General features: G+C 38.6%; 17 protein-coding genes. 12 read left to right on the top strand and 5 right to left on the bottom strand.

All coding sequences use genetic code 11. From position 1 onward, the window contains the following. Positions 1–4 precede the first annotated feature (4 nt). The 8 genes from ABC255_RS24740 (at position 5) to ABC255_RS24705 (ending at position 10707) form a co-directional block, all read left to right on the top strand. A complete protein-coding gene (locus ABC255_RS24740) occupies positions 5–1081 on the top strand; it encodes a carbamoyl phosphate synthase small subunit (protein WP_412998629.1) in 1077 nt (358 codons plus the stop codon). Beyond that, positions 1068–4301, top strand: coding sequence for a carbamoyl-phosphate synthase (glutamine-hydrolyzing) large subunit (gene carB / locus ABC255_RS24735; RefSeq protein WP_412997629.1), 3234 nt, complete (start codon positions 1068–1070; stop codon positions 4299–4301). Before ABC255_RS24740 ends, carB begins: the two co-directional genes overlap by 14 nt. After that, complete coding sequence (argF, locus tag ABC255_RS24730) at positions 4285–5262, top strand: ornithine carbamoyltransferase (protein ID WP_412997627.1); 978 nt, start codon at positions 4285–4287, stop codon at positions 5260–5262. The genes carB and argF overlap by 17 nt, the downstream gene beginning before the upstream one ends. Positions 5263–5339: 77 nt before the next feature. Then, positions 5340–6551, top strand: coding sequence for an argininosuccinate synthase (locus tag ABC255_RS24725; protein WP_412997625.1), 1212 nt, complete (start codon positions 5340–5342; stop codon positions 6549–6551). A 63-nt stretch (positions 6552–6614) separates the two neighbouring features. Then, positions 6615–7991: an argininosuccinate lyase gene (gene argH / locus ABC255_RS24720; protein ID WP_335529902.1), complete on the top strand. Its 1377-nt coding sequence runs from the start codon at positions 6615–6617 to the stop codon at positions 7989–7991. Between the two features lie 485 nt (positions 7992–8476). Further along, the gene (locus tag ABC255_RS24715) at positions 8477–9337 is read left to right on the top strand and encodes a carbon-nitrogen hydrolase family protein (protein ID WP_412997623.1); all 861 of its coding nucleotides are present in this window, start codon (positions 8477–8479) and stop codon (positions 9335–9337) included. 18 nt (positions 9338–9355) lie between these two features. Then, complete coding sequence (locus ABC255_RS24710; RefSeq protein ID WP_412997621.1) at positions 9356–10036, top strand: GNAT family N-acetyltransferase; 681 nt, start codon at positions 9356–9358, stop codon at positions 10034–10036. Between the two features lie 2 nt (positions 10037–10038). Continuing rightward, on the top strand, positions 10039–10707 hold the full coding sequence (locus tag ABC255_RS24705) for a GNAT family N-acetyltransferase (RefSeq protein ID WP_412997619.1): 669 nt from the start codon (positions 10039–10041) through the stop codon (positions 10705–10707). A gap of 322 nt (positions 10708–11029) precedes the next feature. Here ABC255_RS24705 and ABC255_RS24700 read toward each other — a convergent pair whose 3' ends face one another. Then, on the bottom strand, positions 11030–11215 hold the full coding sequence (locus ABC255_RS24700; protein WP_412997617.1) for a YfhD family protein: 186 nt from the start codon (positions 11213–11215) through the stop codon (positions 11030–11032). Positions 11216–11310: 95 nt separating this feature from the next. Beyond that, complete coding sequence (locus ABC255_RS24695; RefSeq protein WP_335529918.1) at positions 11311–11445, bottom strand: YfhE family protein; 135 nt, start codon at positions 11443–11445, stop codon at positions 11311–11313. A 222-nt stretch (positions 11446–11667) separates the two neighbouring features. Here ABC255_RS24695 and recX point away from each other — a divergent pair, with 222 nt between their 5' ends. Continuing rightward, positions 11668–12477: a recombination regulator RecX gene (recX, locus tag ABC255_RS24690; protein ID WP_412997616.1), complete on the top strand. Its 810-nt coding sequence runs from the start codon at positions 11668–11670 to the stop codon at positions 12475–12477. 9 nt (positions 12478–12486) lie between these two features. Here recX and ABC255_RS24685 read toward each other — a convergent pair whose 3' ends face one another. Beyond that, positions 12487–13164, bottom strand: a complete 678-nt coding sequence (locus ABC255_RS24685) for an SDR family NAD(P)-dependent oxidoreductase (protein WP_412998628.1) — start codon at positions 13162–13164, stop codon at positions 12487–12489. Between the two features lie 84 nt (positions 13165–13248). Here ABC255_RS24685 and ABC255_RS24680 point away from each other — a divergent pair, with 84 nt between their 5' ends. Next, positions 13249–13572: a YfhH family protein gene (locus tag ABC255_RS24680; RefSeq protein ID WP_412997614.1), complete on the top strand. Its 324-nt coding sequence runs from the start codon at positions 13249–13251 to the stop codon at positions 13570–13572. Between the two features lie 49 nt (positions 13573–13621). On the opposite strand, the gene ABC255_RS24675 is transcribed toward ABC255_RS24680, so the two are convergent. Then, positions 13622–13795, bottom strand: coding sequence for a small, acid-soluble spore protein K (locus ABC255_RS24675; protein ID WP_335529929.1), 174 nt, complete (start codon positions 13793–13795; stop codon positions 13622–13624). 134 nt (positions 13796–13929) lie between these two features. Between ABC255_RS24675 and ABC255_RS24670 the strand changes: the two genes are divergently transcribed. Next, complete coding sequence (locus ABC255_RS24670; protein ID WP_335529930.1) at positions 13930–14199, top strand: YfhJ family protein; 270 nt, start codon at positions 13930–13932, stop codon at positions 14197–14199. A gap of 35 nt (positions 14200–14234) precedes the next feature. Here the strand turns inward: ABC255_RS24670 and ABC255_RS24665 are convergent, their stop codons facing one another. Beyond that, positions 14235–15215 (bottom strand): metal-dependent hydrolase, encoded by a 981-nt coding sequence (locus ABC255_RS24665; protein ID WP_412997611.1) that lies wholly within the window; start codon positions 15213–15215, stop codon positions 14235–14237. Positions 15216–15336: 121 nt separating this feature from the next. On the opposite strand from ABC255_RS24665, the gene mutY reads away from it, so the two are divergent. Then, positions 15337–16449, top strand: coding sequence for an A/G-specific adenine glycosylase (gene mutY / locus ABC255_RS24660; RefSeq protein ID WP_412997609.1), 1113 nt, complete (start codon positions 15337–15339; stop codon positions 16447–16449). The last annotated feature ends 151 nt before the right edge of the window (positions 16450–16600 follow it).

Below are 16600 nucleotides of genomic sequence, written 5' to 3'. Positions count from 1 at the left end.
TATTTTGGAAAAGGGATATCTTACTTTGGAAACTGGAGAGGTTTTTGAAGGAATACTAATAGGTGCGAACAAGGACTCAATCGGAGAAGTTGTTTTTAATACAAGTATGACTGGCTATCAGGAGATCATTACAGATCCGTCTTATGCTGGGCAGCTCATTACGTTTTGCTATCCGATTATCGGAAACTATGGAATCAATGCAATGGACGATGAATGCATTTCGCCTTCCTTAGCTGGAGTGGTGATTGGGGATTTATGTGAAACACCAAGTCATTACCAATCGATTAATAAGTTTTCTGAAAAACTAATTCAGGCAGGTGTCCCTGGAATTGCAGGCGTGGATACAAGATTACTTGTCAAAACGATTCGCAGCCGTGGGACAGTAAAAGGTTATTTAAGTAAGTCCAAACAAGAAACTTTTGCTGAAAACAAAACGATACCATTTTGGGTAGAGCAAGTATCAACAAAAAATATTCAATATTTCAATAATGAAGGACCACACGTTGTCCTGATTGATTTTGGTTATAAAAAGTCAATACTCAATGCACTGCTAGATGAAAAATGTTCGGTTACCATCGTCCCATTTAATACATCTTATGAAAAGATTAAAGCCTTAAAGCCGGACGGTGTGTTATTAAGCAACGGACCTGGTGATCCAATGTCGCTAAAACAATGGTTCCCAGAAATCAAAAAGATTACACAGCACTATCCAACTCTAGGTATTTGCCTAGGCCATCAGTTAATTGCCCTTGCTTATGGAGCGAAAACGGAAAAACTTGCTTACGGACATCGCGGCGGCAATCATCCCGTTAAAGAATTAGCAACAGGTAAAGTGAAAATTACGGCTCAAAATCATGGATATGTGGTGGTCGATGAAAGTATTGATACACAGGTATTCCAGATTTCGTACCGAAACGTTAATGATAAATCAATTGAAGGGTTGAAGCATCGCCGCTTTCCGATTCAAACCGTTCAATTTCACCCGGAAGCACATCCAGGACCAAGTGACACCCAATACATCCTTGAAAATTTTGTATATCAGATAAATTCCGTGGGAGATAAACGTTATGCCATTAAATAAAAACCTAAAAAAAGTATTAGTAATTGGATCAGGCCCCATTGTAATCGGGCAGGCAGCTGAATTTGATTATGCTGGAACACAAGCTTGTATCGCTCTTAAAGAAGAGGGAATACAGGTGGTATTAATCAATAGCAACCCAGCAACGATTATGACGGACGAAACTGTCGCAGATAAAGTATATATCGAACCATTAAATGTAGAAACCATTGAAAAAATTATCCAAAAAGAAAAGCCTGATGGAATTATTGGAACTTTAGGTGGTCAAACGGGTTTAAATCTAACGGTAGAACTCTATGAAAAGAGTATTCTTCAAAAATACAATGTAGAGTTGTTAGGAACCTCTGTAGAATCGATAAAAAATGGCGAGGACCGTGATCGGTTCCGCAGTTTAATGATAAAGATTGAAGAACCAATCCCAGAATCTGCGATAATTCATACGTACGAAGAAGGTGTAACGTTCGTTAACGAGATAGGTTTCCCTGTTATTATCCGACCGGCATATACACTAGGTGGACACGGCGGCGGCTTTGCCCATAATTCTGAAGAGCTTGAAAATGTTCTAAAGAAGGGGTTAGCAGCAAGCCCGATTCATCAGGTCCTAGTCGAAAGAAGCATTAAAGGCTGGAAGGAAATCGAATATGAGGTAATAAGGGACGCCAATGATACATGTATAATTGTTTGTAATATGGAAAATATGGACCCTGTAGGCGTTCATACCGGTGATTCTATTGTTGTTGCTCCATCACAAACATTAACCGATGTCCAATACCAAATGCTTCGAGATTCTTCTCTTAAAGTAATAAGAGAATTAGAGATTATTGGCGGCTGTAATATCCAGTTTGCTCTTAATCCAGAATCCAATCAATATTGCATTATTGAAGTAAATCCAAGGGTAAGCCGTTCTTCCGCATTAGCGTCAAAGGCTACTGGTTATCCGATTGCAAGGATGGCGGCTAAATGTGCGGTTGGGTATCATTTAGATGAGATTGTGAACCCAATAACAGGTAACACCTTTGCATCCTTTGAACCGGCAATTGATTATATTGTTGTGAAGCTTCCACGCTTTCCATTTGATAAATTTCCAGAGGCGGATCGTACATTAGGTACACAAATGAAAGCAACTGGTGAAGTAATGGCAATTGACCGAACCTTTGAAGGGGCGCTAAATAAAGCAATTCGTTCAATGGAATTAAATACATTTGGACTTTGTCTGGAATCAAACAAAAATATAGATACTGAAGTCTTATTTGAAAAACTTGAAGTACCAAATGACCAAAGATTATTTATGCTGGCAGAAGCATTCAGAAGAGGTATTTCCCTAGAGGAAATTAAGCAGTTAACGGAGATTGATTCATGGTTCTTAAACAAAATCAACGCGATCGTTGACTTAGAAGTGGAATTAGCTTCTTATGAATGGAATGATGTACCACTTTCTTTGTTGAAAACTGCGAAGCGTCATAATATTTCCGATAAGCTGCTTTCACAAATATACAGCATAGAGGAAAAGCAAATAAGAAGTAAGTGGAAAGAACTTAACTGGAAGCCTGGCTACAAGATGGTTGATACGTGTTCAGCAGAATTTGATGCCGTTACCCCTTACTACTATTCCACATGGCTTGGAGCGGATGAGGTAGAGGAAACTAACAGCAAGAAAATTCTTGTTCTTGGTTCAGGACCAATCCGAATTGGTCAGGGAATTGAATTTGATTACTGCTCTGTTCATGCTGCAAAAGCGATTAAGAAGATGGGCTATGAGGCAGTCGTAATCAACAATAATCCTGAGACGGTTAGTACGGATTACTCTGTGGCAGATCGCCTGTATTTTGAACCATTAACAGCAGAAGATGTTCTTACTGTGATTGAAAAAGAGAAAATTGAAGGTGTATTAATCCAGTTTGGTGGGCAAACGGCTATTAATCTAGCACATGACCTTCAAGAAGAAGGAGTAAAGATTTTAGGCACAAGTGTTAAAAGTGTCGATGCCTTCGAAGATCGTAAAGAATTTTATCAGTTACTGGAAAACTTAAACATTCCACATATTGTAGGTGAGACTGTATCTCATAAGGATGAATTACTAGAAGCAGCTGCAAAACTTGGATATCCTGTGCTGGTTCGTCCATCTTATGTAATTGGCGGCCAATCAATGTTTACTATTTTTACAGAAGAAGAGCTTAACTATTATATTCAGCAGCTTGAGGAAAACTCATCTCAAGAAAAAATGTGGCCGTTATTAGTGGATCGCTATATGCCTGGATTAGAATGTGAAGTGGATGTCATTAGTGATGGACAGAATGTCATTGTTCCGGGAATCTTTGAACATATCGAAAGAGCGGGCGTACATTCTGGGGATAGTATTAGTGTTTTCCCACCAATCTCATTAGCGGAAGGGATTAAAGAAACATTAATCGATTATGCTGAAAAAATTGCTAAATCGGCTCCAATCGTCGGCATCATGAATATCCAATTTGTTATTTATCAGGACCAAGTCCTTGTTTTAGAAGTAAATCCACGTTCTTCACGTACGGTTCCAATTATGAGCAAGGTTACAGGCGTTCCAATGATTGAGTGGGCGGTAATGGTTCAACTAGGAGTACCTTTGAGTTCTCTAACGAGTGAAACAGGACTATTAGCAGAACCTAATTATTATTCGGTAAAGACACCGGTATTTTCTAGAAGCAAATTAAAAGGAGTCGACCACGTTTTAGGACCGGAAATGAAATCAACAGGTGAAGTGTTAGGGTTAGGAGCAACCTTCCATGAAGCGCTCGAAAAGGCTTTCCCTTTATCAAGTGAAACAGAGAAATATCTATTCTGTTCAATATCCGATCGGGAAAAACAAGCCAGCCTTCCAATTCTACAGCAGTTTGTCAATGAAAGTTACAAGCTAACTGCAACCGAAGGGACAGCAAAATTCCTACAAGAAAATGGCCTTATCATTGAAAAGGTTATTAAGGATAACGAAGATGTAAATGAACTATTCAAAAATAATACCATTCAAGCAGTCATTAATATACCAAATCAAGGAAGAAATAAAATTAAATTTGGTTTTTACATTCGTGAACAAGCAACCCGCTACAATGTACCTGTATTTACTCATTTAGATACAGTCGAAGCAATGGTTAACCTTCAGGCTCAAGCTATTACTCAATCAGAGGTACGCACAGTAACGGAATATTACAATATCAAAGAGAGCGGTGTGGAACATGTCAAATGTGATTAACTGGAACGCAAAGGGTGTGTCACAACAGCCACAATTAAAAGGCAAGGATTTTTTATCCTTGTCCGATTTTCATACTGATGAGATTCTTTTCTTATTAGAGGAAGCAAAGGAACTGAAAAGCCTTCAGAAACAAGGGAAACCACATCCTTATTTGAGCGGAAAGGTTCTAGGGATGATATTTGAGAAGTCTTCAACTCGTACTAGGGTTTCCTTTGAGGTAGGGATGCTCCAATTAGGTGGGCATGCGATTTTCTTAAGTTCGAGGGACATTCAGCTGGGTAGAGGAGAAAGTATTTCAGATACAGCAAAAGTTTTATCAAGATATATTGATTGCATGATGATTAGAACTTTTTCACATGACTCTGTTAAAGAACTTGCCGAGCATGCAACCGTTCCGGTTATTAACGGTTTAACTGATTTGCATCATCCGACTCAAGTGATGGCTGATTTATTAACCATTCAAGAGCACAAAGGCAAATTGGCTGGATTAAAAATGTGCTATTTAGGGGACGGTAATAATAATATGGCTCATTCATTAATGGAAGGTGCAGCAAAGGTTGGAATGCATATCAGCATTGCAAGCCCTCCAGGGTATTTACCTGATGGAAAGATTACACAGAAGGCAATTGAAACTGGTAAAGTAACGGGAAGCAAAGTTACGATTACTCATAATCCAGTAGAAGCGATCAAGGATGCGGATATCGTTGTCACAGATGTTTGGACCAGTATGGGTCAAGAGGCGGAAACGGAAAAAAGATTAAAAGATCTTGCGGCATATCAAATAAATACTGAATTGTGTCAGCATGCTAAAAAAGATTATATCTTTTTACATTGCTTACCTGCCCACAGAGGTGAAGAAGTAACAGCTGAAATCATTGATGGACCGCATTCGGTGGTGTTTGATGAAGCCGAGAACCGACTCCATGCTCAAAAAGCAATTTTAAAACTTTTACTAGAATAGTAGATTTTATTTGGATTCTTATGTATAATAATTCTATTGATTGAATATTAATTCACGTAAATGCGAGGAGAATATAAATGGCTAAGGAAAAAATTGTTTTAGCTTATTCAGGCGGATTAGATACTTCCGTTTCAGTTAAATGGATTCAAGAGAAATATGGTTATGATGTCATTGCACTAGGTCTAGATGTTGGTGAAGGTAAAGATCTAGAAGCAATTAAACAAAAGGCGTTGAACGTTGGAGCTATTAAAGCCTATATGATCGATGCAAAAGAATTGTTAGCAAAGGAATATATTTTACCTGCCTTAAAGGCGAATTGTTTATATGAAGGAAAATACCCTCTATCATCTGCACTTTCTCGTCCATTAATTTCAAAATTATTGGTAGAAGTAGCTGAAAAAGAAGGAGCAACTGCTGTTGCTCATGGTTGTACAGGAAAAGGAAACGACCAAGTTCGTTTCGAAGTTTCAATTCAAGCGTTAAATCCTAGTTTAAAGGTTGTTGCGCCTGTTCGTGAATGGGGTATGACTCGTGACGAAGAAATCGAATATGCACAGGAAAATGGAATCCCAATACCTGTTAATTTAGACAATCCTTTCTCGATTGATGCGAATATCTGGGGACGTGCTTGCGAAGCAGGTGTCCTAGAAGATCCATGGGCAGAGGCACCTGAAGCTGCTTTTGATTGGACTGCTCCAATTGAATTAACACCAGATCAAGCAGAGTATTTAGAAATTGAATTTGAGCAAGGTGTTCCTGTTGCGTTGAATGGTGAAAAGCTGCCATTGGTGCAATTAATCGAAACCTTGAACGAGCTTGGTGGTAAACATGGCGTTGGTCGTATCGATCATATTGAAAATCGACTAGTAGGAATTAAATCTAGAGAAGTTTATGAAAATCCTGCTGCGTTAATTTTGATTAATGCTCACAAAGAATTAGAATTCTTAACATTAACGCGTGAAGTAACACAGTTCAAAACCCAAGTAGAACAGCAAATGGCAAAAATCATCTACGAAGGACTTTGGTATTCACCAATAAAACCAGCTCTCGATGCCTTTATTGATGAAACCCAAAAGGTCGTTTCGGGTACTATTCGGGTGAAACTCCACAAAGGAAACCATACAGTTGTCGGTCGTAAGTCGCCTAACAGCCTTTATAATGAAGAATTAGCAACTTACTCTAAAGGTGATGCTTTTGACCACAATGCGGCTGTTGGATTTATCAAAATTTGGGGACTGCCAACAAAGGTATATTCTGAGGTAAATAATAAAGAAACGATAACGAAATAATAAACGGGTGCCCTCGAAACCTTTTCGAGGGCAAACTTGTTAGTTTTTAAGGAGGAGCAATCAATGTCCAAATTATGGGGCGGGCGTTTTACAAAAGAAACAAATAAATTAGTGGAAGAATTTACAGCTTCCATTTCCTTTGATCAAAAGCTGGCAAAAGAGGACATCGCGGGCAGTATGGCACATGTTCAAATGTTAGGGGAATGTGGCATTATTCCGCTTGAGGACGCGGAAAAAATAAAAGCAGGCCTTCTTGAAATTAAAAAGATGGTGGATCAAAATGAAGTTGAGTTTTTAGTTGAAGATGAAGATATTCATATGAATATTGAAAAGTTATTGATTGAAAAAATTGGTCCTGTCGGTGGTAAGCTTCATACTGGACGCAGTCGAAATGACCAGGTTGCAACCGATATGCACTTATACTTACGAACAAAAACAACGGAATTAATTAAGCTGCTTGAGGATGTTCAAAGTTCACTGCTTGTACAGGCAAAAGAGAATGTTAATACCTTAATTCCAGGTTATACTCATCTCCAGCGTGCTCAGCCGGTTTCATTTGCCCATCATTTAATGGCTTACTTCTGGATGTTTGAACGTGATAAAGAGAGATTGATTGATAGCTTAAAGCGTGTCAATTGGCTGCCCCTTGGTGCTGGTGCCTTAGCAGGAACTACATTTCCTATCAATCGTGAACGTGTTGCAGAGATACTAGGGTTTGAAACGGTTTATCCAAACAGCATGGATGCCGTGAGTGACAGGGATTTTATTCTAGAATTCCTTTCAATTGGTTCCATTATCATGACTCATATTTCCAGATTATCTGAAGAGCTTGTGATTTGGTCAAGCCAAGAGTTTCAATTTGTTGAGCTTGATGACTCTTTTTGTACAGGTTCGAGCATTATGCCACAAAAGAAGAACCCAGACGTACCTGAGTTGTTAAGAGGAAAGACTGGTCGTACTTTTGGTAATTTGATTGGTCTATTGACCGTTCTAAAGGGTTTGCCTCTCGCATACAATAAGGATTTGCAGGAGGACAAGGAGGGAATGTTTGATACAGTGGAGACACTGGAAGGGTCCCTAATGTTGTTAGCACCAATGATCGAAAGTATGACAGTAAACAAAGATATTATGCGAAAAGCGATTAATAACGACTTCTCAAATGCAACGGATATTGCAGATTATTTAGTTAGAAAAGGTCTGCCATTTAGAGAGGCACATGAAGTCATCGGAAAGATCGTTTTATATGCGATTCAAAACCAAAAATTCTTACTTGATTTAAGTTTTGAAGAATACCAAGAGTTCAGTTCCTTATTTGAAGAGGATATTTATGAAGTTCTATCACCAGAACATGTTGTAGCGGTAAGAAATAGCTTTGGTGGGACTTCACCTGAACAGGTGATTAAACAAATCGAGCTTGGTGAAGGAAAACTAGGTAAGTAAACGAAAACCACCGAAGGGTGGTTTTTTTTGATGATAAAGCCCCTTTTTTGGGGGGATGGGATGGGTTAATATGTAAAAATGGTTATCAGGTATCCTTTGTGCGGTCTTATAGTGACCGTGGTACCTATTATTTTGTGGTTAGGGTAACTATAGAGCACTAATAGTGACCGTGATACCTACTTTTTGGAGGTTAGGGTAACTATAGAGCACTTATAGTGACCGTGGTACCTATTAATTTGTGGTTAGGGTAACTATAGAGCACTAATAGTGACCGTGATACCTACTTTTTGGAGGTTAGGGTAACTATAGAGCACTTATAGTGACCGTGGTAGCTACTTGTTTGGGGTTTCGGTCACTATAGCTACTTTGAGGGTCGTCTATAGGTATCATCAACGAAAACCACCGAAGGGTGGCTTTTTATTTGTTTTATTATCCAAAATATTAGATAATTTCCTCATAATGGTTTTTTTAAAAGGAGGAAAACGATGAAATTACGTGTCTCAGTTGTACAGTATCACTTACATACAATTCATTCCTTTGAAGAATTTGCCGCACAATGCGAGCATTATATAAAAACGGCGGAGGAATTTGGTGCAGAGTTTGTCCTTTTCCCTGAATTCTTTACCACACAGCTCCTATCGATTGGAAATGGGCAGGGGCAGAGTCTGACAATCAATGATTTACCAGGTTTCACCGAGCAATACCGAGAATTGTTCTCAAATTTTGCCGAACAAACCAATATGCACATCATTGCCGGTACACATGTTATTGAAAAGGGCGGCAAGCTTTATAATACGGCCCATTTATTTTATCCAGATGGAAGGATTGGCGAACAGGCAAAGCTTCATATTACCCCTACGGAGGTAAACGAATGGAATATGGAGAAAGGTGACAGCTTTCAAATCTTTGAAACAGAAAAAGGGAAAATTGCCCTGCTCACTTGCTATGACATTGAGTTCCCTGAAATTGTCCGTATGGCAAAAGCCAAAGGTGCCGACGTAATCTTTTGTCCATCTTGTACTGATGACCGCCACGGCTTCCATCGTGTACGTTATACAAGTCATGCTCGTGCTATTGAAAATCAGGTATATGTGGTTTTAACCGGAACCGTCGGTGTCCTGCCTACCGTTGATTTTATGCGTGCTAATTTCGGTCAGGCCGTTATTATCACACCAAATGATATCCCATTCCCGCCAAAAGGTATTCTCGTTGAAGGGGAAGTGAATAACGATATGGTTGTCACAGCTGACCTTGATCTAGAGTTATTATATGAAGTTAGAGAACGAGGATCCGTTACTACTTGGCGTGACCGGAGAACAGATTTATATCCGGATTGGGAAAAATAATCGAAGGGTGGAGTGGCCTTGTATCGGAGTGAATTCTACGTATTTGACCAAGATAAGCCAGTTCCTGTGATCATTCGCAATTACACTCAAGACGATTTTGACGAACTTATTAAAATACAGTCTGAATGCTTTCCACCTCCATTTCCTTCAGACCTTTGGTGGAATAAAGAACAATTATCCAACCATGTGATGAGATTCCAAGAGGGAGCTATATGTATTGAAGTCGATGGTATATTAGCAGGTTCCCTTACTGGGCTTTGTGTTGATTTTGATCCTAACCATATGGAGCATACATGGGAAGAAATCACCGACCATGGATACATTACAAATCATAATCCTAGTGGTGATACACTTTATATAGTAGATATTAGTGTTCGTCCAAAGTTTCGGAAACTTGGTCTTGGAAAATTGATGATGCATGCTATGTATCATGTTGTTATCCAGAAAAAACTAGTGCGATTGCTTGGTGGTGGCAGAATGCCCGGGTTTTATAAAGTGGCTGATATCATGACACCTCAAAATTATTTAAATAAAGTACTCAAAGGGGATTTAAAAGACCCTGTTATCACATTTTTGCTTCGGTGCGGAAGGGTGCCGATTGGCATTGTAGAAAATTACCTAGACGATGAAGAATCATGTAATTATGCAGCACTAATGGAATGGAAAAATCCATTTAATAAACCAAAGGGAGAGTGTTGATAATGGAATATAAAAGGATTGTAAGTATAGAAGATTCAAACTTTAAAAAACTGCACGACTTAATGGGAGAAATATTTCCGCCAGAAGAAGTCTTAGAGTATGACTTATGGAAAGAGCCTTTAGAAGATCCAGGTATTCGTGTATTTGTTGCTGTTAATGGCGAGGAGGTTGTAGGGGCAACCGAATATCGTTATTATCCAGATTGGAATATTGCGATGACAGATTTCACAATCATTAGCAGGCCTGGTCTTGGCCTAGGGAGATTCTTAGCACAGAACCGCTTAAAGGATTTACAAAAGCTTGCTGCAAAAAACGGAAAAGAGCTTTTCGGTATGTTTGCCGAAATTTATGATCCATATCGGGTAGGACATGAGTTTGGCGGTGTTAAGGTGATGGACCCTTATGTGCGGCGTGAGGTACTTTCACATTTAGGTTATAAACGAATTGATTTAGAATACGTACATCCATCCTGGGAAAATAATGGTGAGGCTGTAAAAGGACTCGATTTTTGCTTTATGCCAATGGACGATGAGCTAGACTCTATTCCTGCGTCTCTTGTGGCTGATTTTCTCACCAACTATTACTCCATTCTCTCAAATAAACCTCAAGAATGGCTCGATATGGTTGCACACTTAAGAACGAAAGAGACCATATCTCTGTTTCCGCTTTAATAAAAGTAGGTTTCTAATATAAACAACTTATAAAGTTCACATACTATTCATATTTCTACTGTTAATATGTTAAGAAACTGTGAAAACAATTGTTATTGCAACTAAAGGGGAGTATATTGAAGTTGTAAAGGAGATAGTGATTCGATTCACAATCACCTAGTATCAGTTTTACCCGGGTCCTATTGCCTGATAATGGCATTAATCTCTCTGTAGGATTCGCTGATTTAATCAATTTTTCCCCCTAATAAATTTTTGAAAGAAGCAGGAGTAACCCTGCTTCTCTTTTTTGCAGCAAAATACGCTGCCAATTTGCTTAAAAGGGTTATTTTTTTCTACGCTTCACGCGCTGGTTGGCTGCATTTGCTCGTGCCATTGCTTCAAGGTCTGCATGATCAGCAAATTCAGCGGAATATTCCACATCATAACCATCTGATTTCATGTTTTTAGGAACCTGTGGAAGTGATGCTTTGTTTTTATCACGAGTTTTATGTCCCTGCGCACGACCCATTAGAAAAACCCCTTTCAATGTTAGCTATTAAGGAACCTAAGAAGTTCCCTCTATTAGCATGTACCATTAGAAAGGGGTCCATTAATGGAAAAATATTAAAGTTTAGTCTTACTGTCGTTAAACCCAGCAGCACGATCTGCTAATTTAAAGTCACGCTGATACAGTACCTCTTGTGTACTTGTTAAGCTGTATTTCCCTCTGCCCATATCCTTTTTCTTTTTTCCTGCCATTTCGCTCATTCCTTTCAACATTTTTGTTTGTTAGGCTGTGTCAATTGTGTCTGTTTATTTCCGCTCCAATCAACAGGGTGCAAAATCAAGATAGCTATAACACAGCCAATTGTTAAAAAGCTTATGGAAAAAATTAAGCACATTCTCCATTTTTACCTTTTAGGAATGGAATGATACTCAAATGTTAAAAAAATATGGTAAAGTAAGGGTGAGGTGACTGATATGGCTGTAATTACGAAAATCACCACGCAGCAGAAAAATAAAGATCGATTCAATATATTTATGGATTCTGGTGAAGGCGAAGAATATGCTTTTAGTGTCGATAGTGATGTACTTGTAAGGTTTCATTTAAAAAAAGGGTTGGAGATTGATGAGTTTGCCATCCAGGAGATACAGTATCAAGATGACATCCGGAAGGCATATAATCTAGCGGTTAATTATTTGGCCAGAAGAATGAGATCTGAAAAAGAGATAAAGGATTATCTTACACAAAAGGAAGTAGAAGAACCGATTATTATTGAAGTTCTACATAAATTGGATTCTCTAAAATACATCAATGATGAAGAATATGCCTTCTCCTTTGTAAGGACTCAAATGAATACAACAGATAAAGGTCCAGACGTAATCACCATGGAGTTAAAAGAAAGAGGAATTAACGAGGCTCTTATTAAACTGGCAATTGCCGAGTACCCTAAAGAGGATCAAGTCGAAAAAGCCATTAAAGTATCCGAAAAGCTAATCAAGAAAAGTACAAAGGATTCGGAGCGGATTGTTAAGCAGAAAGCGGAGCAATTGCTGTTAAGGAAGGGCTATCCTTTTGATGTCATTCATATCGCACTAAATGAGGCAGAAATCGATAAAGAACAAGATGAGGAAATGGAAGCCATTAGGTATCAGGGTGAAAAGGCTCATCGGAAGTATAGTAAATATAGTGGTTTTGAATTCGAACAAAAAATGAAACAAGCCTTATATCGTAAAGGCTTTTCAATAGAATTGATTGAAGAATATCTAAGAGAAGTCAAAAAATCATGACGCCGTTCGTCATGATTTTTTACTTTCGATGATAATCTCATCCTGATCGATTTGCTCGATAATCATCTTCGCTACCTCTTTAGCTGAACGAAAGCGTGAAGCGTCTTCTATGTGATTGCTTCCTTCCCAAAAAGGAGTATCCATGCCACCCATATAAACGGCTTTAATGTTTATCGGGCTATTTTCGTATTCCTTTTGTAAGCTCTCAGTAAAGCCTCTGACAGCAAATTTACTTGCAGCATAAACAGCTTCATTGACTTTCCCTCTTAGTCCCGCAGTTGAAATAATATTTATCAATAGACCTTCACCCTGTTCTTGAAGTAAAGGTAATACAGCTTTTGTCATTAAAATGGTACCAAGAACATTCGTGTTTAGCATTTCGATAATTTCTTGTTGTGTTATTTTAAAAAAAGGACCAAAATGTCCGACACCAGCATTATTGACTAACCCAACGACTTTGTGATTCATACGGATTTCATTAACTCTGTTTAATATATCAGCATCCTTTTGAACATTAAGCACAACGTAATCCGCGACACCGCCTGCTTTTTCAATTTCCTCTTTAACTGCGGACAGCTTACCAACGGATCTTCCGGTTAATAAGACATGATAGCCTTGCTGCGAAAATAATAAGGATAATTCCTTCCCCAATCCAGAACCAGCGCCGGTAACAATGATGGTTTTCAGTGAAATCTCTCCTTCATCCTTTATTAATTCATTAAAAATAACTATACTAAAATAAAGGGAAAAACGAAAACGGGAGTGGGAGAAATGCAACAGGAGAGACGATATAGCACTATGACAGAGCATGAATTAAAACAGGAAATCGCCCAGCTGTTAGAGAAAGCGAGAAAAGCAGAGCAAATGGGAATGGTTAGTGAATATGCCGTGCTCGAGAGAAAGGCAGTTATGGCACGAGCGTATCTATTAGATTCAGCTAATTTCAAACCAGGAGAAATTTATGAACTAGAGGGTGACCCAGGGGAATATTTTAAAATAGACTATTTAAATGGTGTATTTGCTTGGGGGTATCGCCTAAAAGGTGATGGGAAAGAAGAAGCATTACCCATTTCAATGTTGAAAGAACTCAAATAAATAAACAAACCAGAGAACAAGTCTCTGGTTTGCTTGCTGGTTTTTATAACTACAAAAACTCAGGTGTATCCTTTTCACGCTGACCAGAAGCACGCATCCGCTCTTGCGGGTGTGTATTAATCGTGCCATCGGCTCTTTTAGAAGCATATTCTGCTTTTGCTCTTGGCTCTCCCTCTAACTTGTTGTTGTTTTGGTTAGGGAAATTGGTTTCTTTATTTCTCATGCTGTACCTCCATCAAAAGGGAATGAGAAACCATGAAAAGCAAAGTGTCGTCACTCCAGTGCTTATCACGTGGTATTAGTATTCGATTTATAGGGTTAGGTTATGTTATAAGAAATTGGCAATGAGGTGAATTTATGAACGATTATCATGAAAGATTAGCAAAACTTTTGTTAGAAAAAAACGAGATGCTTTCCTATCATCAAGCTAGAACATGGGTTGAATTAATGTGGGAGGATTTCGAAACCACCGCCGCAAAAGCGGGAAGGGATTATCTCGGCAGCGAAATGACGGAAAGAATTGTTACACAATGGATAGAAACCTATGGCGACCGACTCCATGATTTTATTGCGAAAAATCCTAAATATAAAGACTTCCTTATCCAAGACAAAAATACAATGAATTAAAAGGCGAGCGACCCATAGTCACTCGCCTTTTGCTATTAACTCGGTATAATACTCAATTTTTTCCGTAGTTTCTTTTCACTGAACACCCAGCCTGTGTATGAACTTATTGGGTTTAGCTCCTGATCCAACTGGACCACTGCGACGAATGGATAATGCCCATTACTGCGGTATCTCAAATCAATAAATCGTACTTCGTAATGGTCATCATACTCATCTAATTCCCAACGGTACACAGGGGAAAAGGATAAAAATGCAGCCAAATTACTATCTTTTTTTGCTGCTTCAAGGACTGGAGTTTTAGGAACAGGCACGCGCTTAAAGCGATCGTATATGACAATATTCGTTCCCATAGCCCTGCCAACAAAGAACTCCTCTTCATTCATAGCAGCGATTCTCCAGAAGTTAAACTTCATGGTAGGTGAAGTAATGATATCTGTGGCATCAGGTATTAATTTTCTAACGGCTGATCGTACTTTCGCTTGGGCGTAAAATCTAAGCAAATAGTATCCAATTAAAATAATGAACATCCATAAAAAGGTATAACCAGGATCTGCGCCGATAACCCAAATTACGATGGCTGCGACGTGTATTCCAAAGATGATGGGGTCAAAGGTATTAATTACTCCAAGTGCTACCCATTTAGAGGTAAAAGGACGGAGCGCCTGTGTCCCATAAGCATTAAATATATCTACAAAAACATGGATGAAAACCGCTGCAAATGTCCAGCCCCATAGGTGGAGAAGGTTTGCCCCTGGAAAGAAGGGGAATATCACCGCTAAAAGAATAAGGGGCCATAAAAGTACAGCCGGCATTGAGTGGGTGACACCACGATGATTACGAATATAAATCGCATTATTTCTTAATTTTAGTACGGTATCAATATCAGGTATTTGTGAACCAGCGATGGTAGCAATTAACACACTCGTAGCGGTTGCAGAGTTACTGGCCACCACTGGGTCAAGAGTCGCAAGACCCCCAAGGGCAATTCCCATTACAACATGAGTTCCAGTATCCAAAAGGAAAAATCCTCCTTTAATAAGTTCTTGTCAAATATTAAAATATGGCTTATCGTTAAAAAATGCTTATTATTATATTCCCTTATTTCGTTTTGTTTAACAGGCTGGAGGAAATTTTGTAATGGTAAATGAGTTGAAAAATATAGAAAAAGTCTCAATAAAAAAATTTCAGGAAGATTTAATTTCTTGGTTTAAAGCTGAACAACGAGACCTGCCATGGAGAAAAGACCAGGACCCTTATAAAGTATGGGTCTCTGAGATCATGCTGCAGCAAACACGAGTGGATACGGTTATTCCTTATTTTAATCGATTTATTGAATGGTTTCCAACAATAGAAGTATTGGCAAACGCAAATGAAGATAAAGTTCTAAAAGCATGGGAAGGACTAGGTTATTATTCGCGTGTAAGAAATTTACATTCTGCTGTAAAGGAAGTCAACACAAAATATGAAGGTAAGGTACCCGATACACCAAAAGAGATTTCAAACCTTAAAGGGGTTGGTCCCTACACTGCCGGCGCAATCTTAAGTATTGCCTATGGGATCCCCGAACCTGCGGTAGATGGTAACGTGATGAGGGTATTATCAAGAATCCTATCTATTTGGGAGGATATCGCCAAGCCATCAACTAGAAAGGTATTCGAAGAAGCAGTTAGGCAGGTTATCTCCCATGATGAACCATCTGCCTTCAATCAGGCACTAATGGAACTTGGTGCATTAATCTGCACACCTACATCCCCTTCTTGTCTACTCTGCCCTGTACGGGATCATTGCCAAGGGTTTCATGAGGGAGTCGAGACAGAACTTCCCATCAAAACGAAAAAGAATACACAAAGAAATGTGGACCTTGCTGCAATTATTGTGAAAGATGACACTGGAAAAATTTTAATTCATAAACGTCCTGAAAATGGGCTGCTAGCAAATTTATGGGAACTTCCAAATGTTGAACTTCATCAATCAATGGTGATGGAACGTGCCCAAATTGCCGAACTATTCAAAGAATCATTTAATATGAATATTAAGTTAGAAAAGAATATTGGTCAAATAGAACATGTTTTTTCCCACTTAGTTTGGAATATCCGTCTATATATAGGCACTATAGGAGCGGGTTTTACAGAGAATAAGGAATGGAAATTTATCACCTTAGATGAGATAGAAGAGCATGCCTTTCCAGTTTCGTTTCATAAAATGCTTAAACTTTATTATGGATTCAAATTTGGAGCTGAAAATAAATAATTTAAAATTGCACCGCTTTTTGCGGTTTTTTTTTATGCAATAAAACCCCATTCCTTAATTTCTGTAACGTTTGAGCTAACGAATATATATAGTTAAAATTGGCAAATTATAAGCAATACCTCTTATTCAATAAAAAGAAATTTGGTGAATG

Source organism: Neobacillus canaveralius (assembly GCF_047237705.1).
In the GTDB taxonomy this organism is placed as follows: Bacteria; Bacillota; Bacilli; order Bacillales; family Cytobacillaceae; genus Neobacillus; species Neobacillus niacini_K.
The sequence above is the reverse complement of the archived record's forward strand: the minus strand, read 5'-3'. Positions and strand labels throughout refer to the sequence as shown.